The sequence below is a fragment of the Streptomyces sp. NPDC001156 genome (assembly GCF_053598275.1).
On record NZ_JBSFJX010000005.1, the window covers coordinates 131319 to 152067 of the forward strand.

The following is a 20749-nucleotide window of genomic DNA, read 5'->3' on the forward strand; positions in this document are numbered from 1 at the left end:
CGCGGGGCCTGCCGCCCCGCTGCCTACCGAACGGTACCGTCCCCGGCCGCTGTTGTGTGAACGGCCGGGAGCGGCCCGAAGTGCCCGTCGCCGCAGGCGGATCGGGGCAGCCGGGCCGAGCGGAACACGTCGCCCGCCGCACAGACCCGGCGGACGCGCGGCGACCGTAGGGCAGGCCCGCAGGCGCCCGGGAAGGGGCTACTCCCCCACTTCTCCGTACGCGGCGAGCAGGACCGCCGGGTCCGGGCCCTCCAGCACGGTGGGCTTGGCCAGACCGTCCAGGACGATGAAGCGGAGCAGGTCGCCGCGGGACTTCTTGTCGACCTTCATCGTCTCCAGCAGCTTGGGCCACTGGTCGTAGCGGTAGTGCAGCGGCAGCCCGACCGACTCCAGGACCGTACGGTGGCGGTCGGCGGTCGCGTCGTCCAACCGGCCCGCCAGACGCCCGAGTTCGGCGGCGAAGTGCATTCCGACGGCGACCGCGGCGCCGTGGCGCCACTTGTACCGCTCGTTCTTCTCGATCGCGTGGCCGAGCGTGTGCCCGTAGTTGAGGATCTCGCGCAGGCCCGACTCCCTCAGGTCCGAGGAGACGACCTCGGCCTTGACCTTGATGGAGCGTTCGATCAGCTCGGCCGTGTGCGGTCCGGTCGGGGTGCGGGCGGCCTGCGGGTCCTCCTCGATCAGATCCAGGATCACCGGGTCGGCGATGAAACCGGCCTTGATGACCTCGGCGAGCCCGGAGACGTAGTCGTTGACCGGCAGGGAGTCCAGCGCGGCGAGGTCGCACAGCACGCCCGCGGGCGGATGGAAGGCGCCCACCAGGTTCTTGCCCTCGGCGGTGTTGATGCCGGTCTTGCCGCCGACCGCGGCGTCCACCATCGCCAGCACGGTGGTCGGAACGGCGATCCAGCGCACCCCGCGCAGCCAGGTCGCGGCCACGAACCCGGCCAGGTCGGTGGTCGCGCCACCGCCCACGGCGACGATGACGTCGGTTCGGGTGAAGCCGGACTGGCCGAGCGCCTTCCAGCAGTAGGCGGCGACCTCGGCCGTCTTGGCCTCCTCGGCGTTCGGCACCTGGATGGCGATCGCCTCGAGGCCCTGCTCGGCGAGGTCGGCGCGCAGGACCTCGCCCGTCTCGGTCAGCGCCTCCGGGTGGATCACCGCGACCCGCCTGGCCCGGTCACCGATCAGACTGGCCAGCTCGCCGAGGAGTTGACGGCCGACCAGGACCTCATAGGGGTCGGTCCCCGCCGTGCCACCGACCTGGATCCGCGTCACTGCCTCGCTCATGCTTCCTTCAACTCCAGTGCGTCCAGGGCGGCTTGGGTGACCTCTTCGGGGCTGCGGCCATCGGTGGCGACGACGGCCGTCGCGACCTCCTCGTAGAGGTGGCGGCGGGCCTCCATCAGTTCGCGCCACTGCCGGCGCGGGTTGACGGCGAGCAGCGGGCGGGCCGTGTTGAGGCCGGTGCGCCGGACCGCCTCCTCGACGTCCATGGACAGATAGACGACCCGGTGCCCGCTCAGCAGGGCCCGTGTCTCCTCGTCCAGGATCGCGCCCCCGCCGAGGGCGAGAACCCCCTCGTGCCCGGCCAGTGCCTCACGCACCGCCTGCTTCTCCAGGGCGCGGAAGGCCGGCTCGCCCTCGTCCACGAAGATGTCGGAGATGGACCGGCCCTGCTCGGCGACGATGTCGTCGTCCGTGTCCCGGTAGCCGACGCCGAGCCGCTCCGCCAGCAGCTGCCCGACCGTGGACTTGCCCACCCCCATCGGGCCCACCAGGACCACCACCGGCGCGCTCACCGGATCGCCAGGCTCTCGAGGTAGGAGCGGACGTTGCGGCGCGTCTCAACCACGTTGTCACCGGCGAACTTCTCCGCCACCGCGTCCGCGAGGACCAGGGCCACCATCGCCTCCGCGACGATGCCGGCCGCCGGGACCGCGCACACGTCGGACCGCTGGTGGTGCGCCTGCGTCGGCTCGCCCGTGGCCACGTCCACGGTCTGCAGCGCCCGGGGCACGGTCGCGATGGGCTTCATGGCGGCGCGTACGCGCAGCAGCTCACCGGTGGACAGCCCGCCCTCGGTACCGCCGGAGCGGCCCGTCGCACGCTTGATGCCGTCGGGCGTGGTGATGATCTCGTCGTGCGCCTTCGAGCCCGGCACCCTCGCCAGCTCGAAGCCGTCGCCGACCTCGACGCCCTTGATCGCCTGGATGCCCATCAGCGCGGCCGCGAGCCGCGCGTCGAGCCGGCGGTCCCAGTGCACATGCGAACCGAGGCCCACCGGCACGCCGTAGGCGAGGACCTCGACCACACCGCCGAGGGTGTCCCCGTCCTTGTGCGCCTGGTCGATCTCCGCGACCATCGCCTTCGACGCGTCCGCGTCCAGGCACCGCACCGGGTCGGCGTCCAGCCGCTCCACGTCCGCCGGGGTCGGGTACACGCCGTACGGCGCCTTCGCCGACGCGAGCTCGACCACATGGGACACGATCTCGATCCCGGCCGTCTCCTTCAGGTACGACCGCGCCACCGCGCCCAGCGCCACGCGCGCCGCGGTCTCCCGGGCCGACGCCCGCTCCAGGATCGGCCGCGCCTCGTCGAAGCCGTACTTCTGCATACCGGCGAGGTCGGCGTGCCCGGGCCGCGGCCGGGTCAGCGGTGCGTTGCGCGCCAGCCCCTCGAGCACCTCCGGGTCGACCGGGTCGGCGGCCATCACCTGCTCCCACTTGGGCCACTCGGTGTTGCCGACCATGACCGCCACCGGGGAGCCCAGGGTGAGTCCGTGGCGGACCCCGCCCAGGAAGGTGACCTCGTCCCGCTCGAACTTCATCCGGGCACCGCGCCCATAGCCCAGCCGACGCCGCGCCAGGTGATCCGCCACCATGTCCGTGGTGATCGGCACGCCGGCGGGAAGGCCCTCCAGCGTCGCGACAAGTGCGGGACCGTGGGACTCCCCCGCGGTCAGCCAGCGCAACCTGCTCAACGGTGCTCCTCAGTGCTCGCGCTCTGGTACTGCCCTGCGTACACGCGTCCTCGCGTACGGCGACGGCGACACCGGGTGCGCGGTCCCGGCCCGCCACCTCCGATCCTCCCACGTCCGGGGGCGGGAACCGGTCCCAGGTCCATCAGGCGGACGTGAGCGGACCGGGCGGGAGGGCCGGTGCGGGTCACGTCCGGCGGGCCGCCAGGGCGTGCTCGCCCGCCGTGCGCATGGCGTCCACGGGGGCCGGGGCGCGGCCCGTCATCTGCTCGACCTGCAGCACGGCCTGGTGCACCAGCAGGTCGAGACCGCTGATCACGGCACCGCCGTACATGGACCAGCGGGCGGCGAGAGCCGTGGGCCAGGGGTCGTAGAGCACGTCGAAGAGGGCGGCCGGGCGTTCGGGAACGGCGGCGGCGAGCGCGTCCGTCGTCCCGGCCGGCGTGGTGGCGACGACCAGCGGCGCGCGCAGCGCCCGGTCGGCCAGTGACCAGTCCGCGGTACGGACGTCGACCTCGAGCCGCTCGCCCCACCGGCGCATCTCGGCGGCCCGCGCCTCGCTGCGCACATAGGCGACGACCTCGCCGGTGCAGATCCTGGCGAGCGCGGCCAGCGCGGAGGAGGCGGTGGCGCCCGCACCCAGGATCGCGGCGGAGCCGACCTGCTCGATGCCCCGCTCGCGCAGCGCGGCGACCATCCCGGGGATGTCGGTGTTGTCGCCGATGCGCCGCCCGTCCTTGTCGAACACGACGGTGTTCACGGCCTCCACCGAGGCGGCGGTGTCGCTGACGGAGTCGAGCAGTGGGATGACGGCCCGCTTCAACGGCATGGTCAGCGACAGCCCGGCCCATTCGGGTCCGAGCGCCTCCACGAAGCGGGGCAGCGCCTCCTCGTCGACCTCGAAGCGGTCGTACGACCAGTCCTCAAGGCCCAGTTCCCGGTATGCGGCGCGGTGCAGCACCGGGGAGAGGGAGTGGGCGATCGGAGAGCCGAGGACGGCGGCCCGGCGCTTGCCGACGGTGCCCGTCATTGACCCTTCTTCTGCTGTTCGAGGTACTTCTCGCGGTTGCGGTTCTGCTCTTCGTTGGTCTCGGCGAACAGTGTCTCATTGTCGTTGATCGAGACGAAGTAGTACCAGTTCCCCTTGGCCGGCTTGAGGGCGGCGTTGATCGCCACTTCGCCGGGGTTGTCGATCGGTCCGGGCGGCAGGCCCTTGAACTTGTACGTGTTGTAGGGGTTGTTGATCTGCCGCAGATCGTTGACCGACCCGGTGGCGAGTTTGGACTGACCGCGGAAGTAGTTCACCGTCGAGTCGAAGTCGAGCAGGCCGTAGGTCTCGGTGTTGTCCGGTTTGAGCCGGTTGTAGACGACCGTCGCGACCTTCTCGAAGTCGCGCTTGTACTTGCCCTCCGCTTGGACGAGGCTCGCGACCGTCAGGACCTGCAGCGGATTGTCCAGGTTGAGGCTCTTGGCCTTGGCCTGGATGCCGAACTCGGCGTACTTCTGCTTCGACCTGTCGACCATCTGCTTGAGGACGTCCTCGGGCTTCATGCCCTTGGCGACCGGATAGCTCGACGGGTACAGGAACCCTTCGAGCGGATCCTTGATGTCCTTGTTGGTGTTCGCCCAGTCGGGCAGTCCGAGGGTCTTCCACTTCTTCGCGGCGATGTCCTTGGTGGTGCCCGCCTTCAGCTTCAGACGCTCGTCGATCGCCGCGTAGATCTCCGCGTTGCGCCGTCCCTCGGCGATGATCAGGTTGTTCTTGCTCTTCGGGCTGAGCATCAACTGGACGGCGGCGGCCGCGGACATGTGCTGGTTCAGCGTGTAGGTGCCCGCCTGGAGGGTCTTGCCCTCGGGGTTCTGCCCCTGCGCCGCCACGAACGCGTCGACGCTCTTGACCACACCGGCCTTTTTCAGCACCTGTCCGATGGTGGCCCCGGTGGCACCGTCGGGAATGGTGACCGTGACCTGCTCGCCGTCGCCTTCGCCGGCGTAGTCGGGAGCCGGGCCGAAACGATTTTGGTAGAACTGGTACCCGAAGTAACCGACCCCGCCGACACCGCCGCCGAGGACCAGCACGACCACCAGGCAGGCGCATCCGTTGCGGCGCTTCTTGCCCTTGTTGCCCTTGTTGTCCTGGTCGCCGCGGCCCCGTCGGCCGCGGCGGTCGCCCGGCTCGTCGTCGTCATCGTCGTCGTCCCCGCCCGTGAAGAAGGCATGTTCGCCCTGGTCGGGGCCCGGGTCCCAGTCGGTCTCCGGTTCCGGCTCGGCACGCCGCCGGCTTGGCGGCTCGGGGGGCGGATACGCGCCCGGCGTCGGGTAGAAGTCGGGCTGCTGAGCGCCGGACCGGGTGCCGTACGGGTCCGCCGGGTCCGAGTGCTGGGGAACCTGGCTCTGTCCGTTCCAGCCGGAGTTGTCGTACCCCTGCTGCTGCCCCCCGTACTGCGGCCCGCCACCCTGCGGCTGCCCCTGCTGCGGGTACTGCTGCCCGCCCTGCGGCGGGTACTGCTGCTGTGGGTACTGCTGCTGCCCACCCTGCTGCGGGTACTGCTGCCCGCCCTGCGGCTGTCCCTGCTGCGGGTACTGCTGCTGCCCGTGGCCCGGGTACTGCTGGTAGCCCTGGTGCCCCTGGCCGTACCCCCGCTGCTGGGCGCCGCCCCACTCGCCGTAGTGCTGCTGCGGCTGCTCCGGGTACTGCTGCGACCGGTCGCCGTACGGGGACTGGTCCGCGCCGGACTGCTGTCCTTGCCATCCGCCGTCCCCGTACAACGGGTCCTCGGGATGCCACGGTGCGGAGCCCGGGCCCCGGCCATACTCAGTCATCGATCCCCTAGAGCCGAAAGCGGCGGTCGCAGGAGCTGGTGGCTCGGCTTCCGTTCCGCCTCATTGCTGTGCGGTAGCTGTTCGAATGCCATCGCACCGCGCGGAACGTTACCGTATCGCGATCAGATGACCAGTTCGACGCCCTCGCCCGGTGCTTTACCTGACACTCGTTCGGATTCCAGAGCTTGCTGGAGGATGATGACGGCGGCGGCCTGGTCGATCACGGACCGGCCCTTCTTGGACTTCACTCCCGAGGCGCGCAGGCCCTGACCGGCCGTCACCGTGGTCATCCGTTCGTCCACGAGCCTCACCGGCACGGGCGCGATCAAACGCGCCAACTCCTGTGCGAAGCCGCGGACCTTCACCGCGGCCGGACCCTCACCCCCCTTGAGGGAACGGGGGAGGCCGACGACGACCTCGATCGGCTCGTACTCCTCGACGAGCTGCTTCAGCCGCCGTTGAGCCGCCGGGACGTCCCGGCCCGCGACCGTCTCCACCGGAGTGGCCAGGATCCCGTCGGGGTCGCACGAGGCGACCCCGATACGGGCGTCACCGACATCGATCGCGAGCCGGCGTCCTCTTCTCATATTTCTTGACCGATTTCTTACTTGGCGGTCTCGACGACCAGCCGTTCGACGGCCTCGACCGCCTCCCCGACGGCGGCCGGGTTCTGGCCGCCGCCCTGGGCCACGTCCGGCTTGCCGCCACCGCCGCCGCCGAGCGTCTTCGCAGCGGTGCGTACCAGGTCACCGGCCTTGAGACCGCGCTCGCGGGCGGCCTCGTTGGTGGCGATGACCGTGAGCGGCTTGCCGTTGTTCACGGTGAACAGGGCGACCACGGCAGGCCGTCCGCCCTGGATGCGACCGCGCACGTCGAGCACGAGCTTGCGCAGGTCGTCCGGGGTGGTGCCGTCCGGGACCTGGCCGGTGACGACGGCGATCCCGCGCACGTCCTTGGCGGACTCGGCGAGACCGGCGGCGGCCTGGAGCACCTTCTCGGCGCGGAACTTCTCGATCTCCTTCTCGGCGTCCTTCAGCTTGCCGAGCATCCCGGAGACCTTCTCCGGCAGGTCCTCCGGGCGGCCCTTGAGGAGCTCGGTCAGCTGGTTGACGACCGTGTGCTCGCGGGCGAGGAAGTTGTAGGCGTCGACGCCGACCAGCGCCTCGATACGGCGGACACCGGAGCCGATCGAGGATTCGCCGAGCAGCTTCACCAGGCCCAGCTGGGCGGTGTTGTGCACGTGCGTGCCGCCGCACAGCTCCTTGGAGAAGTCGCCGATGGTCACGACGCGGACGCGCTCGCCGTACTTCTCGCCGAACTCGGCGATGGCGCCCTGCTTCTTGGCGTCGTCGATGCCCATGATCTCGGCCTGGACGTCCAGGTCGCGGGCGAGCACCTCGTTGATCTTCTGCTCGACGTCGGTCATCACGGCCGTCGGAACGGCGGAGGGGGAGCCGAAGTCGAAGCGGAAGCGACCGGGCTGGTTCTCGGAACCGGCCTGGGCGGCCGTCGGGCCGAGGGCGTCGCGCAGGGCCTGGTGCGTCAGGTGCGTGGCCGAGTGGGCGCGGGCGATGGCCTTTCGGCGACGGGTGTCGATCGACGCCTGGGCCTTGGCGCCGACGATGACCTCACCGACCTGGACGACGCCCTTGTGGACGTACACGCCCGGCACCGGCTTCTGGGTGTCGCGGACCTCGATGACGGCGCCGGAGTCGATCTTGATGCGGCCGGTGTCGCCGATCTGGCCGCCGCCCTCGGCGTAGAACGGGGTGCGGTCGAGGACGATCTCGACCTCGTCGCCCTCGGTGGCGGCGGGGGACGAGACACCGTCGACCAGGATGCCGACGACCGTGGACTCGCCCTCGGTGTCGGTGTAGCCGATGAAGTCGGTCTCGCCGGACGTGTCGGCGATCTCGCGATAGGCGCCGAGGTCGGCGTGGCCGGTCTTCTTGGACTGGGCGTCGGCCTTGGCGCGCTCCCGCTGCTCCTTCATCAGGCGGCGGAAGCCGTCCTCGTCCACGGACAGGCCCTGCTCGGCGGCCATCTCTAGGGTGAGGTCGATCGGGAAGCCCCAGGTGTCGTGGAGCAGGAAGGCCTTGTCGCCGGACAGGACGGTGCCACCGGTGGACTTGGTCTCGGTCACAGCGGTGTCGAGGATGTTGGTGCCGGCCTTCAGCGTCTTGAGGAAGGCGTTCTCCTCGGCGAGGGCGACCTTCTCGATCCGCTCCCGCTCGCTGACGAGCTCCGGGTACTGCTGACCCATCATCCCGATCACGGTGTCGATGAGGTCCTTCACCACCGGGCCCGTGGCGCCGAGCAGACGCATGTTGCGGATGGCGCGGCGCATGATGCGGCGCAGCACATAGCCGCGGCCCTCGTTGCCCGGGGTGACACCGTCGCCGATGAGCATGGTGGCGGTGCGCATATGGTCGGTGACCACGCGCAGCGACACGTCCGAGGCGTGCGAGTCACCGTAGGCGACACCGGTGAGCTCGGTGGCCTTCTTGATCACGGCCATGGACGTGTCGATCTCGTACATGTTCTGCACGCCCTGCAGAATCATGGCGAGCCGCTCCAGGCCGAGGCCTGTGTCGATGTTCTTGCTCGGCAGGTCGCCGAGGATCTCGAAGTTGTCCTTGCCGGTGCCCTCGCCGCGCTCGAACTGCATGAAGACGAGGTTCCAGATCTCCACGTACCGCTCGTCGTTGACGGCGGGGCCGCCCTCGGCGCCGAACTCGGGGCCGCGGTCGTAGTTGATCTCGGAGCAGGGGCCGCAGGGACCGGGGACGCCCATGGACCAGAAGTTGTCCTTCATGCCCAGGCGCTGGATGCGCTCCTTGGGCACGCCGACGACCTCGTGCCAGATCTGCTCGGCCTCGTCGTCGTCCTTGTAGACCGTGATCCACAGGCGCTCGGGGTCCAGGCCGTAACCGCCCTTGTCCTGGGGCGCGGTGAGCAGCTCCCAGGCGAGCTTGATGGCGCCTTCCTTGAAGTAGTCGCCGAAGGAGAAGTTGCCGCACATCTGGAAGAACGTGCCGTGGCGCGTGGTCTTGCCGACCTCTTCGATGTCGGGCGTGCGCACGCACTTCTGCACGCTGGTGGCGCGCGGGAACGGCGGCTTGACCTCGCCCAGGAAGTAGGGCTTGAAGGGCACCATGCCGGCCGGGACGAGAAGCAGAGTCGGGTCGTCCGCGATGAGCGACGCCGAAGGGACGACGGTGTGCCCGCGCTCCTCGAAGAAGCTCAACCAGCGGCGGCGGATTTCAGCCGACTCCATCAGTGGTCCTCATTCCGGTTGTACGAGTGCGCCGAGCTCTCGACGTACTTCGGGTTGTCGCGGTTCTCGATGGCGGGGTGCCGCCGGGGCGCCGGGAGTTCGGGGGCGCCGGATGCGGTCAGGCCCAGCGCGTCACCGAGTTCGGCCTCCCGCTGGGCCATGCCGGCCCGGACGTCGGACGCGAAGTCGAGTGCGCGGTCCTTGAGCCGGTGCCCCGCGTCCAGCGCCTTGTTGGCGGCCTGCGCGGCCAGGCTCTCGGGGGTCAGCTGCCTCAGCTTGCGGTTGACCTTGGTGGTGGCCCACACACCGGCGGCGACGCCCGTGGTGAACCAGAAGGTACGGCGGAACATCGCTCGGTCAGTCTCTCTTTTCCCGGGTGTTCCGCTTACCCCGTCGCGCGGACGGGACGGTGCGGCCCACGATCACGGTACGCCGGGGCGCCTTGGCGGGCACGTTCTCACCGCGGCCGGCCAGCGCCCTGCGCACGCCGTAGCCGAACGCCGCGACCTTGACCAGGGGGCCGCCGAAGGTGGACGCGACGGTCGTCGACAGCGCCGACGCGTTCGACGTGACCTCCTGGACGTCCGACGCGATGGCGTCCACCCGGTCGATCTGGGTCTGCGCGGAGCGCACCGCCTCGGAGGCGTCGGCCAGCAGCGGGACGGCCTGGTCGGTCACGTCCGCCACCAGCTTGGTGGTCGCCCTGAGCGTCTGGGCCAGCCTCGCCAGCGCGACGGCGAGGAAGGAGACCAGGATCGCCCAGAAGACGGCCACGAGGATCCCGGCAACCTCTCCTCCGGACACCGCGCGCACCCGCTCCCTAGAACGTGCCTGAACATCGAAAAGTCGTCCCCCGAGCCTATCGCGCCGGGACGGCCGGTCCGTACCGGATTTGGGACCGGGTACGGAAGACGCGGCAGCCCGCCGTCCCGCTCGCCCGGAAGGGCGGGGGACGACGGGCTGCGCGTTGGGAGTGCTACGTCCGCGGACGGATGATCAGCGGGCGTAGTACTCGACGACGAGCTGCTCGTCGCAGATCACCGGGATCTCCTTGCGGTTCGGCTCGCGGTCCAGGCGGAACGCCAGGGCCTTGAGATTCACCTGGAGGTAGCGCGGGGTCTCACCATCGGGGGCGAAGCCACCCTCGCGGGCGATCTCGAACAGCGGCTTCTGACGGCTGCGCTCGCGGACCATCACGACGTCGTCGGGACGGACGCGGAACGACGGCTTGTCGACCTTCTGGCCGTTGACCTCGAGGTGGCCGTGGACGACCATCTGGCGGGCCTGGTAGATCGTGCGGGCGATGCCCGAACGCAGGACCAGCGCGTCGAGACGACGCTCCAGCTCGATGATCAGGGCCTCACCGGTCTTGCCCTGCACCTTGGAGGCACGCTCGTAGGCACGGACCAGCTGACGCTCGGAGATGTCGTACTGAGCGCGCAGACGCTGCTTCTCCAGCAGACGGACCTTGTAGTCCGAGTTCTGCTTGCGGCCGCGGCCGTGCTCGCCCGGCGGGTAGGGGCGGGCCTCGAAGTACTTGACGGCCTTCGGGGTCAGCGCGATGCCGAGGGCACGCGACTTCTTGACCTTGGGGCGGGACTGGTTCGCCATGAACCAAACACCTCGTGTTTCTCTGTGTATTCGGCTTCACCAGGGTTAGGGGAGGTCGCATCCGCAGCCGGGGAATCCCCGCGGGTCACATGGACCTGCCGGGCAGCCGCTCCCCTGGTCTGGGCACATACGTGCAGCACGCGAGTGGCCCACCGACCCGTACCCCGGGGCTGCCGGGGAGGTGGTGGGCTGCCCGCGACACCGTTCGACGGTGCGCGACGCTCCTGGATCCCCGCGCGGTGAGGCGTGGGGTTCCGGCTGGATGTCCCGCTCTGGTGGTGCCGGCTCCCCTTTTGTGAGGTACCGGACACGGGACGCAGCGCTTCGAAGAAGTCTACAGGCTGCTTACGGCTGCTTGCGACGCAGGTGTTTGCGGGTCCACTCCACGGCGTCCGCGTACCGCGCCTCCCCGCCGTGCCGGGTCGGCGTGTAGTACTCGCGGTCCTTGAGTGCGTCGGGGGCGTATTGCTGGGCGGCGATGCCCTCCGGCAGGTCGTGCGGATACACGTACCCCTGCGCGTGGCCGAGCTTGGCGGCGCCCTTGTAGTGCCCGTCGCGCAGGTGCGGGGGCACGGGGCCGGCCAGTCCCTTGCGGACGTCCTCCATGGCGGCGCCGATCGCCGTGGTCGCCGCGTTGGACTTGGGGGCCAGGGCGAGGGCGATCGTGGCGTGGCTGAGGGTGAGCGCGGCCTCCGGAAAGCCGATCATCGCGACGGCCTGGGCGGCGGCGACGGCCATCGGCAACGCGTTGGGGTCGGCGAGGCCGATGTCCTCGCTGGCGGAGATCATCAGGCGGCGGGCGATGAAGCGGGGGTCCTCCCCTGCCTCGATCATGCGGGCCAGATAGTGCAGCGCGGCGTCGACGTCCGAGCCGCGGATGGACTTGATCAGGGCGCTCGCCACGTCGTAGTGCTGGTCGCCGTCGCGGTCGTACTTCACCGCGGCGCGGTCGACGGTCTCCTCCAGGGTCGTCAGACCGATCTCCGACTCGCCCTTGTCGAGCGCGGCCCCGGCGGCGGCCTCCAGGGCTGTCAGGGCACGGCGCGCGTCGCCGCCGGCGATCCGCAGCAGATGGGCCTCGGTGTCCTCGGGCAGCGTGACGGCGCCCGCGAGGCCGCGCTCGTCGGTCAGGGCCCGGCGGAGCAGGCCGCGTACGTCGTCGTCCGTGAGCGGTTCGAGCGTGAGCAGCAGGGAGCGGGACAGCAGCGGGGAGATCACCGAGAAGTACGGGTTCTCGGTGGTCGCCGCGATCAGGGTCACCCAGCGGTTCTCGACGGCCGGGAGCAGGGAGTCCTGCTGGGCCTTGCTGAAGCGGTGGATCTCGTCCAGGAAGAGGACGGTCTCCTTGCCGAAGCCGCCGGTGGCGCGGCGGGCGCCGTCGATGACCGCGCGGACCTCCTTGACGCCCGCGGTGATCGCCGACAGCTCGACGAAGCGCTTGTTGGTGGCCTTGGAGACGACGTACGCAAGTGTCGTCTTGCCGGTGCCGGGCGGGCCCCAGAGGATCACCGAGGAGGGTCCGGCGGGCCCGCCGTTGCCCTCGCCGACCAGTCTGCGCAGCGGGGATCCCGGCTTGAGCAGGTGCTGCTGGCCCACCACCTCGTCGAGGGTGCGCGGGCGCATACGGACCGCCAGGGGGCTGCCGGTCGGGTCCTTCTCCTGGCGTTCTTCGGCGGCGGCGGTGAACAGGTCGGGCTCCACGGTGAAACCCTATGTCACACCACTGACAACGCCGCCGGGCCAGATGCCCGGCGGCGTGCGGCGATGATGGACAGGCTCAGGCCCAGAGCTGGCTGCCCCACCGGGTCAGGATCAGCATGGCGATGATGCCGGCGTGGGTGAGCGGGAGCACCCAGGTGAACTCGGCGAGGAAGTTCTTCACCGGGCGCGGGGCGGGCAGCAGGTCGTTGCGCACGTTGAACGAGGTCACGTACCAGAACATGGTGATCGTGGCGACCCAGGCCAGCGAGCACCACAGGCAGAGCGCGTTGATGCGGTACAGCGACTGGAACTGCAGCCAGGTGCAGAAGGCGACACCGAAGAGCGTGCCGAAGTTGAAGGTGAGCCAGTACCAGCGCGGGAAGCTCACGCGGGTCAGCAGGGTCATGCCGACGCAGATCACGATGCCGTAGCAGACGAGGCCGAGCATCGGGTTGGGGAAGCCGAAGGCGGCGGCCTGCTTGCTCTCCATGACGCTGCCGCAGGACACGATGGGGTTGATGCTGCAGCTGGGGGTGAACGTCTTGCCGCTCACCTTGCCCTCAAGGATCTTGAACTTGTCGATCGTGATGACCCACGCGGCGAGCAGGCCGGCCGCACCTGTGATCACCAGCAGCAGGGCGAACGCACGGCTGCCACCCACCGTCCGGGGTGACTGCGTGCGCTCCGGCTCGGTCGACTCGGTGGAGACGTCCTTCACTGTCGTCTTGCTCATCACGTCGATTCCGATACTCGAGAGTTGGACCTGGGGTCACGGGTCATTGTGCCGCACGCGTCTGTGTGACCACCGTTCGATGGACATAAGCAGATACGCGAGATCGGACCGGAGCGTTCGGTTTTGGCCGGTGCCCGTGGTCTGCGACACATGCGGTCAGGGCCGCAGGAATCCCTCCCGGCGTCCCCCGCGCCACCGGCGATTTCGCCTGTCCGGGCCCCGATATTCCGGGCGGCACCGCCGTAGCGGAAATCCTCCGGGTCGGGTGATCCGCGACTGGGTCCGGGGCTCGTACTCGGCCTGGATCTTCACCCGGCAGGCTCGCACGCCTCTGAGAACGAGCATCGTCCGGCCGGACTACCCGGCACGCACGGAGTTGACGTTCAGCGTGAGACGCGCCCTCCGTCTCGCTCTCGCAACGAAGGGCCCGGGTAGACACCCGGGCCCCGGGCACCGGATCAGCCGAGCTTCGACTCCAGCTCCGCCACGATCTCGTTCACGCCGACCGCGACCTGCTCCCCGGACTCCATGTCCTTCAGCTGGACCACGCCCTCCGCGAGGTCCCGCTCGCCCGCCACGATCGTGTAGCGGGCGCCGCTGCGGTTCGCGTTCTTCATCGCGCCCTTGAGGCCCTTGGCCCCGTACGAGAAGTCGGCCGCGACGCCGAGCTTGCGCAGTTCCATGACCTTGGTGAACAGGACCCGGCGGGCCTCCTCGCCCAACGGGACCGCGAACACACTGGTGGACGCGGGCAGTTCGAGTTCGACACCCTCCGCCTCGAGGGCCAGCACCGTGCGGTCGACGCCCAGCGCCCAGCCCACGGACGGCAGCGCGGGACCGCCGATCATCTCCGACAGGCCGTCGTAGCGGCCGCCGCCGCCCACCGCGGACTGCGAGCCCAGGCCGTCGTGGACGAACTCGAACGTCGTGCGCGTGTAATAGTCCAGACCGCGCACCAGCTTCGGGTCGTCCTCGAAAGAGACGCCCGCCGACGTGAGGAGCTCGCGCACCTCCTCGTGGTACGCCTTGCAGGCGTCGCACAGGTAGTCGCGCAGCAGCGGGGCGCCCGTCAGCTGCTTCTGCACGGACTCCCGCTTGTCGTCGAGCACCCGCAGCGGGTTGATGTCGATGCGGTGCCGTGTGTCCTCGTCCAGGTCGAGGCCGCGCAGGAAGTCCTGGAGCGCGCTGCGGTAGACCGGGCGGCACTCCTTGTCGCCGAGGCTGTTCAGCAGGATGCGGAAGTTCCGCAGGCCAAGCGAGCGGTAGGCCTGGTCGGCCAGGATGATCAGCTCGGCGTCGAGGTACGGGTCCTCGGCGCCGATCGCCTCCGCGCCGACCTGCGAGAAGTGACGGTAGCGGCCCTTCTGGGGGCGCTCGTAGCGGTAGTAGGAGCCCGAGTACCAGAGCTTGACCGGCAGGTTGCCGGCCTTGTGCAGGTTGGCCTCCAGAGCCGCCCGCAGCACCGAGGCGGTGCCCTCGGGGCGCAGGGCCAGCCTGTCGCCGCCCTTGGTCTCGAAGGCGTACATCTCCTTGGTGACGATGTCGGTGGACTCACCGACACCGCGGGCGAAGAGTTCGACGTTCTCGAAGCCGGGCGTCTCGATGTAGCCGTAGCCGGACTTCCGCAGCGGGGCGGCGATCGCCTCGCGCACGGCGAGGTACCTGGCGGACTCGGGCGGAATCAGGTCGTACGTGCCCTTGGGGGCCTTGAAGGTGCTCACGGAAGGTCTCTCGTCACATTCCTCGTCGGGGAGCGGGCTGGGCTCCCTGGCCGGCGGCCACCTGCCGCAGATACGGGTTGGTGGCGCGCTCCTGGCCGATGGTCGTCTGTGGGCCGTGGCCGGACAGCACCACGGTCGAGTCGTCGAGCGGCAGGCACACACGGGCCAGCGAGTCGAGCATCTCGGCCATGTCACCGCCGGGCAGGTCGGTGCGTCCGATGGAGCCGGCGAACAGCAGGTCGCCCGAGAAGAAGATCGGCGGGATGTCCGCCGCCTCGGGCAGGCCGAAGGTCACCGACCCCTTGGTATGACCGGGCGCATGCGCGACGGACAGCTCCAGACCGGCCAGCTCGAGCCTCGCACCGTCGGTCAGCTCCTTGACGTCGTCGGGCTCCCCCACGGTGAGCTCACCCATGAGCGGCATTCCGATGGACCGCCCGAGCGCCTTCTCCGGGTCGCTCATCATGTACCGGTCCCGGGGGTGGATCCACGCCGGTACCCCGTGTGCGCCGCACACGGGGACGACCGAGGCCACATGGTCGATGTGGCCATGGGTGAGGACGACAGCTACGGGCTTGAGCCGATGCTTCCTGAGCGCCTCCTCGACTCCCTGGGCGGCCTGGTGGCCCGGGTCGATGATCACGCACTCCTCACCCGCGGCGGGGGCGACCAGGTAGCAGTTGGTCCCCCAGGCCCCGGCGGGGAACCCGGCAATCAGCACGATCGTCCTTCGTTGTGTAGTACGGGGGTGACTGGCTGTGGGTCAGAGCCTACCGGCGCTGCCGATTCCTCAGCGAACCCATATACGGTACGGGGCACGCGCATGCAGTCGGCACACAGGACGCACGCGCACCGGACGCGTACCAGACGCATGAGGAGAGAACCCCGTGGTCAGCCAGGAACAGCGGCGGCGACAGCTCGCCCGGGAGAAATTCTTGCGGCAGCAGCAGCGGCGTACCGACGCACGGCGCAAGTCACGCATGCGCACGTCCGTCATCGCGTCAGTGGTGGGCGTGGTCGTGGTGGCCAGCCTGGCCCTGTACACGACCGGGGCGCTGAAGAGCGACGACAAGAAGGCCAACGCCGGCGCGGAGGTGACGCCGAGCGCCTCCGCGGCGGCCAGCAAGGCGCCGGACCCGTGTGCCAAGCCCGCCGAGGGCCAGGTCAAGTCGCTGAGCTGGAAGAAGGAGCCGGCGATGACCATCGACACCTCGGCGAAGTACACGATGAAGCTCGCGACCACCTGCGGTGACATCGGTATCGCGTTGAAGACGGCCGCGGCCCCGCACACCGTCAACTCGTTCAACTTCCTTGCGGGCCAGGGCTTCTTCGACCACACCAAGTGCCACCGCCTCACCACCAACGGCATCTACGTGCTGCAGTGCGGCGACCCGCAGGGCACTGGCGCGGGCGGTCCCGGCTACACGATCCCCGACGAGAACCTGAAGGACGCGAGCCTGAAGGGGAACGTGTATCCGGCGGGCACGATCGCCATGGCGAACACCGGCCAGAAGCACACCGGTGGCAGCCAGTTCTTCCTGGTGTACCAGGACAGTCAGTTGCCGCCCACCTACACTCCGTTCGGCACCATCGACGCGGCCGGCATGAACGTGCTCAAGAAAATCGCCGCCGCCGGCGAGAGCACGGGTGCGGGTGACGGTGCACCGAACGCGACGGTCGTGATCAACAAGGCCACAGTGGCGAAATCCTGACCGTCAACTGCGAAATTTCGGTCGCGCGGGATGCGGACAGCCGCCCCGCCGGTCGCCTATGTTGGCCGTGACGAAACTGTGGACGATGCCCGGGGGCGCTGAGGCTCCTCGCAGGCATCATGTGGAGGAGGCGCTGTGAGCAGCGACCCGTGGGGCCGCGTCGACGAGACGGGGACCGTGTACGTGCGTACGGCCGACGGCGAGCAGGTCGTCGGTTCCTGGCAGGCCGGCTCCCCTGAGGAGGCGCTGGCCTATTTTGAGCGCAAGTACGAGGGCCTGGTGGTCGAGATCGGCCTCCTCGAGAAGCGAGTACAGACGACCGACCTGTCGGCGAAGGATGCCGAGACCGCGATCGGCCACCTGCGCGAGCAGGTGGAGGCGCACCACGCGGTCGGCGACCTCGCCGCGCTGCGGACGCGACTGGACAAGCTCGTGGAGTCCGTCGAGGCGCGCCGCGAGGAGCGCAAGGCGCAGCGGGCCAAGCAGTCCGACGAGGCCCGGCATGCCAAGGAGTCGCTGGTCGTCGAGGCCGAGGAACTGGCCCAGTCCGACCAGTGGCGGTCGGCCGGCGAGCGGCTGAGGTCACTGGTGGACACCTGGAAGGGGCTGCCGCGGCTCGACCGGAAATCGGACGACGAGCTGTGGCACCGCTTCTCGCATGCCAGGTCGGCCTTCTCCAAGCGTCGCAAGGCGCACTTCGCACAGCTGGACGCACAGCGCGAGGACGCCCGCAAGACGAAGGAGAAGCTGGTCGCCGAGGCCGAGGGGCTGTCCGCCTCGACCGACTGGGGTCCCACGGCCGCGCGCTACCGCGAGCTGATGGCCGAGTGGAAGGCAGCGGGCCGGGCCCAGCGTGAGCACGAGGACGACCTGTGGAACCGCTTCCGCGGTGCACAGGACGTCTTCTTCGCGGCACGCAGCTCGGTCTTCGCCGAGCGGGACGCCGAGCAGTCGGAGAACCTCAAGCTGAAGGAGGAGCTGGCTGAGGACGCCGAGAAGCTCCTGCCGATCACGGACCTGAAGGCCGCCCGGGCCGCCTTCCGCTCGATCAACGAGCGCTGGGAGGCCATCGGCCATGTGCCGCGCGACGCGCGTCCCAGGGTCGAGGGCCGGATGCACGCGGTCGACCGCGCCATCCAGGAGGCCGAGGAGAACGAGTGGCGCCGGACCAACCCGGAGGCGCGGGCCCGCGCCGAGGGTCTCACCGGTCAGCTGCAGGCGGCCGTGGACAAGCTGCAGGGCCAGATCGAGCAGGCTCGTACCGCGGGCAACACCTCGAAGGCCGAGAAGCTGCAGAAGGAGCTTGAGGGGCGCCAGGCCCTTCTGGACCAGGCGCTGAAGGGCCTGCAGGAGTTCGGCGGCTGAGGACCGGGCGGACCGGGCCTGGGCTGCGCCGCCCGGGCTCCAGGTCCTGTGCGGACGCGCACGAGAAAGGGGCTCCCGTACGTGGGTACGAGAGCCCCTTTCGTGTGCCTACGGGCTAGGAGGGCCTGCGGGCCGAGGTCACGCGGTACACGTCGTAGACACCCTCCACGCCCCGTACCGCCTTCAGGACGTGGCCCAGATGCTTCGGGTCGCCCATCTCGAAGGTGAAGCGGGATGTGGCCACGCGGTCGCGGGACGTCTGGACCGCGGCCGAGAGGATGTTGACGTGCTGGTCGGACAGGACCCGGGTGACGTCCGAGAGCAGCCGTGAGCGGTCCAGAGCCTCGACCTGGATCGCGACGAGGAAGACCGACGACTGCGTCGGGGCCCACTCGACATCGAGGATGCGCTCCGGCTCCCGGGACAGCGACTCGACGTTGACGCAGTCGCTGCGGTGAACGGACACACCGCTGCCGCGGGTGACGAAGCCGATGATCGGGTCGCCGGGGACGGGCGTACAGCAGCGGGCCAGCTTGACCCAGACGTCATCGACGCCCCTGACGACGACACCGGGGTCCTGGTTCCGGCGCCGCTTGCGGGCACGGCCCCGGGCCGGCGGAACGGCCTCGTCGATCTCCTCGGTGGCGGCTTCCTCGCCGCCGAGCGCCTGCACCAGCTTCTGCACGACGTTCTGCGCGGCGACATGGCCCTCGCCGATGGCCGCGTAGAGGGACGAGATGTCCGGGTAGCGCATCTCATGGGCCAGGGTGACAAGGGAGTCGCCCGTCAGGATGCGCTGGATCGGCAGGTTCTGCTTGCGCATCGCCCGTGCGATCGCGTCCTTGCCCTGCTCGATCGCCTCCTCGCGGCGCTCCTTGGAGAACCAGGCACGGATCTTGTTGCGGGCGCGCGGCGACTTGACGAAGCCGAGCCAGTCGCGGGACGGCCCCGCCCCGGTCGCCTTGGAGGTGAACACCTCCACCAAGTCCCCGTTGTCCAGGGTGGATTCGAGCGGGACCAGCCGGCCGTTGACCCTGGCCCCTATGGTCCGGTGGCCGACCTCCGTGTGGACCGCGTACGCGAAGTCCACCGGGGTGGCACCGGCCGGAAGCGCTATGACGTCGCCCTTCGGGGTGAAGACGAAGACCTCGTTGCGGGACAGATCGAAGCGCAGGGACTCGAGGAACTCGCTCGGGTCCTCGGTCTCCTTCTGCCAGTCGAGCAACTGGCGCAGCCACGCCATGTCGTTGACGGCGTCGTGGTCCTTGGCGTTCTTGGCGCTCGAACGAGGCGCGTCAGTACGGATCTTGGAGGCGCCCGCGACGGCCTCCTGCTTGTACTTCCAGTGCGCGGCGATGCCGTACTCTGCGCGACGGTGCATGTCGAAGGTGCGGATCTGGAGTTCGACGGGCTTGCCGTTGGGTCCGATCACCGTCGTGTGCAGCGACTGGTACATGTTGAACTTGGGCATCGCGATGTAGTCCTTGAACCGCCCCGGAACCGGGTTCCAGCGGGCGTGGACCGTGCCCAGTGCCGCATAGCAGTCGCGGACCGTGTCCACGAGAACGCGGATGCCGACCAGGTCGTAGATCTCCGCGAAGTCGCGGCCGCGGACGATCATCTTCTGGTAGACGCTGTAGTAGTGCTTCGGGCGCCCGGTGACCGTCGCCTTGATCCGGGCGGCACGCAGGTCGGACTGCACCTCGTCGGTCACTATGGCCAGGTACTCGTCGCGCTTGGGGGCACGCTCGGCGACCAGCCGGACGATCTCGTCGTACATCTTGGGGTAGAGGATCGCGAAGGCGAGGTCCTCCAGCTCCCACTTGATGGTGTTCATGCCCAGCCGGTGGGCGAGCGGCGCGTAGATCTCCAGGGTCTCGCGCGCCTTCTTCTCCTGCTTCTCGCGCTTGAGGTAGCGCATGGTGCGCATGTTGTGCAGGCGGTCAGCGAGCTTGATGACCAGGACGCGCGGGTCCTTGGCCATGGCGACGACCATCTTGCGCACGGTCTCGGCCTGCGCGGCCTCGCCGAACTTGACCTTGTCCAGCTTGGTGACGCCGTCGACGAGGAGGGCCACGGTGTCGCCGAAGTCGCGGCGCAGCTGGTCCAGGCCGTACTCGGTGTCCTCGACCGTGTCGTGCAGCAGGCCCGCCATCAGGGTGGCCGGGTCCATGCCCAGCTCGGCGAGGATGGTGGTCACCGCCAGCGGATGCGTGATGTACGGGTCACCGCTCTTGCGCTTCTGGCCGCGGTGCCAGCGTTCGGCGACCTGGTAGGCACGCTCGACCTGGCGGAGCGTCGCGTTCTCGATCTTCGGGTCGTTGCTGCGCACTATCCGCAGCAGAGGCTCGAGGACCGGGTTGTACGGGTTGGCGCGCTGCACCCCGAGGCGGGCCAAGCGGGCGCGTACGCGGTTGGATGAGCCGGAGCGGGTGGGCGGGGCCGGAGCGGGGCGGACCGCCGCGGAGCGCTCGGCAGGGGCCGGCTTGGGGCGCGACTGCTCGGCCGCCTGGTCGACGGGCGCCGACTGGGCGTGCTCCACCGGCCCGTGCGGGGCGTTCTTCGCGCTCCGCGCAGGCTGCGCCGCGGCCTTCGAAGACGGCTCGGGCTTGGCGGCGGTCAGTGGCTGGGCCTCGTCTGCCAAGAGGGCTCCTCTGCGCGTTCCGGGTCCCCCGGTCAGGCTCCGGAGACCCCATGGTAGCGATCCCTGGCGCCGGGCTCGCCTTCAGGCCGTCGAGACGGCTTCACCTTGGTGAAACGCACGAGACGGGCGCCGGATTCCTCCGGGCCCGTCTCGTGTGTACAGCGGCCGACCTCCGCCTGGCG

At 69.7% G+C, this 20749-nt stretch carries 17 protein-coding genes; 2 read left to right on the top strand and 15 right to left on the bottom strand.

Annotated features, from left to right (window positions below; translation table 11 throughout):
• Positions 1-198 precede the first annotated feature (198 nt).
• The 14 genes from aroB to ACWDA7_RS04720 form a co-directional block, all read right to left on the bottom strand.
• Positions 199-1290 (bottom strand): 3-dehydroquinate synthase, encoded by a 1092-nt coding sequence (gene aroB / locus ACWDA7_RS04655; RefSeq protein ID WP_450602739.1) that lies wholly within the window; start codon positions 1288-1290, stop codon positions 199-201.
• The gene (locus tag ACWDA7_RS04660; RefSeq protein WP_450602740.1) at positions 1287-1802 is read right to left on the bottom strand and encodes a shikimate kinase; all 516 of its coding nucleotides are present in this window, start codon (positions 1800-1802) and stop codon (positions 1287-1289) included. The genes aroB and ACWDA7_RS04660 overlap by 4 nt, the downstream gene beginning before the upstream one ends.
• On the bottom strand, positions 1799-2983 hold the full coding sequence (gene aroC / locus ACWDA7_RS04665) for a chorismate synthase (RefSeq protein WP_450602741.1): 1185 nt from the start codon (positions 2981-2983) through the stop codon (positions 1799-1801). Before aroC ends, ACWDA7_RS04660 begins: the two co-directional genes overlap by 4 nt.
• Positions 2984-3167: 184 nt before the next feature.
• Positions 3168-4010, bottom strand: coding sequence for a shikimate dehydrogenase (locus tag ACWDA7_RS04670; protein ID WP_450602743.1), 843 nt, complete (start codon positions 4008-4010; stop codon positions 3168-3170).
• The gene (gene mltG / locus ACWDA7_RS04675) at positions 4007-5803 is read right to left on the bottom strand and encodes an endolytic transglycosylase MltG (protein ID WP_450602744.1); all 1797 of its coding nucleotides are present in this window, start codon (positions 5801-5803) and stop codon (positions 4007-4009) included. Before mltG ends, ACWDA7_RS04670 begins: the two co-directional genes overlap by 4 nt.
• 122 nt (positions 5804-5925) lie before the next feature.
• A complete protein-coding gene (gene ruvX / locus ACWDA7_RS04680) occupies positions 5926-6390 on the bottom strand; it encodes a Holliday junction resolvase RuvX (RefSeq protein WP_359390048.1) in 465 nt (154 codons plus the stop codon).
• Between the two features lie 17 nt (positions 6391-6407).
• Entirely contained in the window at positions 6408-9080 is a 2673-nt protein-coding gene (gene alaS, locus ACWDA7_RS04685; protein WP_450602746.1) for an alanine--tRNA ligase, read from the bottom strand.
• Positions 9080-9430, bottom strand: coding sequence for a DUF6167 family protein (locus ACWDA7_RS04690; protein WP_450602747.1), 351 nt, complete (start codon positions 9428-9430; stop codon positions 9080-9082). Before ACWDA7_RS04690 ends, alaS begins: the two co-directional genes overlap by 1 nt.
• A gap of 7 nt (positions 9431-9437) precedes the next feature.
• Complete coding sequence (locus ACWDA7_RS04695) at positions 9438-9884, bottom strand: DUF948 domain-containing protein (protein ID WP_359390040.1); 447 nt, start codon at positions 9882-9884, stop codon at positions 9438-9440.
• Between the two features lie 192 nt (positions 9885-10076).
• Positions 10077-10691: a 30S ribosomal protein S4 gene (rpsD, locus tag ACWDA7_RS04700; RefSeq protein WP_359390036.1), complete on the bottom strand. Its 615-nt coding sequence runs from the start codon at positions 10689-10691 to the stop codon at positions 10077-10079.
• A 345-nt stretch (positions 10692-11036) separates the two neighbouring features.
• Entirely contained in the window at positions 11037-12392 is a 1356-nt protein-coding gene (locus tag ACWDA7_RS04705) for a replication-associated recombination protein A (RefSeq protein WP_450602748.1), read from the bottom strand.
• A gap of 76 nt (positions 12393-12468) precedes the next feature.
• Positions 12469-13125: a vitamin K epoxide reductase family protein gene (locus tag ACWDA7_RS04710; protein WP_450602749.1), complete on the bottom strand. Its 657-nt coding sequence runs from the start codon at positions 13123-13125 to the stop codon at positions 12469-12471.
• A 458-nt stretch (positions 13126-13583) separates the two neighbouring features.
• Positions 13584-14846 (bottom strand): histidine--tRNA ligase, encoded by a 1263-nt coding sequence (gene hisS / locus ACWDA7_RS04715; protein WP_450602750.1) that lies wholly within the window; start codon positions 14844-14846, stop codon positions 13584-13586.
• A 13-nt stretch (positions 14847-14859) separates the two neighbouring features.
• Positions 14860-15567 carry an MBL fold metallo-hydrolase gene (locus ACWDA7_RS04720; protein ID WP_450602751.1) on the bottom strand — a complete coding sequence of 236 codons (708 nt, stop codon included), beginning with the start codon at positions 15565-15567 and terminating at the stop codon, positions 14860-14862.
• Between the two features lie 166 nt (positions 15568-15733).
• Here ACWDA7_RS04720 and ACWDA7_RS04725 point away from each other — a divergent pair, with 166 nt between their 5' ends.
• Both ACWDA7_RS04725 and ACWDA7_RS04730 read left to right on the top strand, forming a co-directional pair.
• Complete coding sequence (locus ACWDA7_RS04725; protein WP_450602753.1) at positions 15734-16558, top strand: peptidylprolyl isomerase; 825 nt, start codon at positions 15734-15736, stop codon at positions 16556-16558.
• Between the two features lie 135 nt (positions 16559-16693).
• Complete coding sequence (locus ACWDA7_RS04730) at positions 16694-17923, top strand: DUF349 domain-containing protein (RefSeq protein WP_432925665.1); 1230 nt, start codon at positions 16694-16696, stop codon at positions 17921-17923.
• Positions 17924-18038: 115 nt separating this feature from the next.
• On the opposite strand, the gene ACWDA7_RS04735 is transcribed toward ACWDA7_RS04730, so the two are convergent.
• Positions 18039-20567: a RelA/SpoT family protein gene (locus tag ACWDA7_RS04735; protein ID WP_450602755.1), complete on the bottom strand. Its 2529-nt coding sequence runs from the start codon at positions 20565-20567 to the stop codon at positions 18039-18041.
• Positions 20568-20749 lie beyond the last annotated feature (182 nt).

What these genes read in the sequence shown, in the direction of transcription:
- aroB (WP_450602739.1), bottom strand. Translation starts at nt 1,290, where the DNA reads ATGAGCGAGGCAGTGACGCGGATCCAGGTCGGTGGCACGGCGGGGACC.
- ACWDA7_RS04670 (WP_450602743.1), bottom strand. Translation starts at nt 4,010, where the DNA reads ATGACGGGCACCGTCGGCAAGCGCCGGGCCGCCGTCCTCGGCTCTCCG.
- mltG (WP_450602744.1), bottom strand. Translation starts at nt 5,803, where the DNA reads ATGACTGAGTATGGCCGGGGCCCGGGCTCCGCACCGTGGCATCCCGAG.
- ruvX (WP_359390048.1), bottom strand. Translation starts at nt 6,390, where the DNA reads ATGAGAAGAGGACGCCGGCTCGCGATCGATGTCGGTGACGCCCGTATC.
- alaS (WP_450602746.1), bottom strand. Translation starts at nt 9,080, where the DNA reads ATGGAGTCGGCTGAAATCCGCCGCCGCTGGTTGAGCTTCTTCGAGGAG.
- ACWDA7_RS04690 (WP_450602747.1), bottom strand. Translation starts at nt 9,430, where the DNA reads ATGTTCCGCCGTACCTTCTGGTTCACCACGGGCGTCGCCGCCGGTGTG.
- rpsD (WP_359390036.1), bottom strand. Translation starts at nt 10,691, where the DNA reads ATGGCGAACCAGTCCCGCCCCAAGGTCAAGAAGTCGCGTGCCCTCGGC.
- ACWDA7_RS04710 (WP_450602749.1), bottom strand. Translation starts at nt 13,125, where the DNA reads ATGAGCAAGACGACAGTGAAGGACGTCTCCACCGAGTCGACCGAGCCG.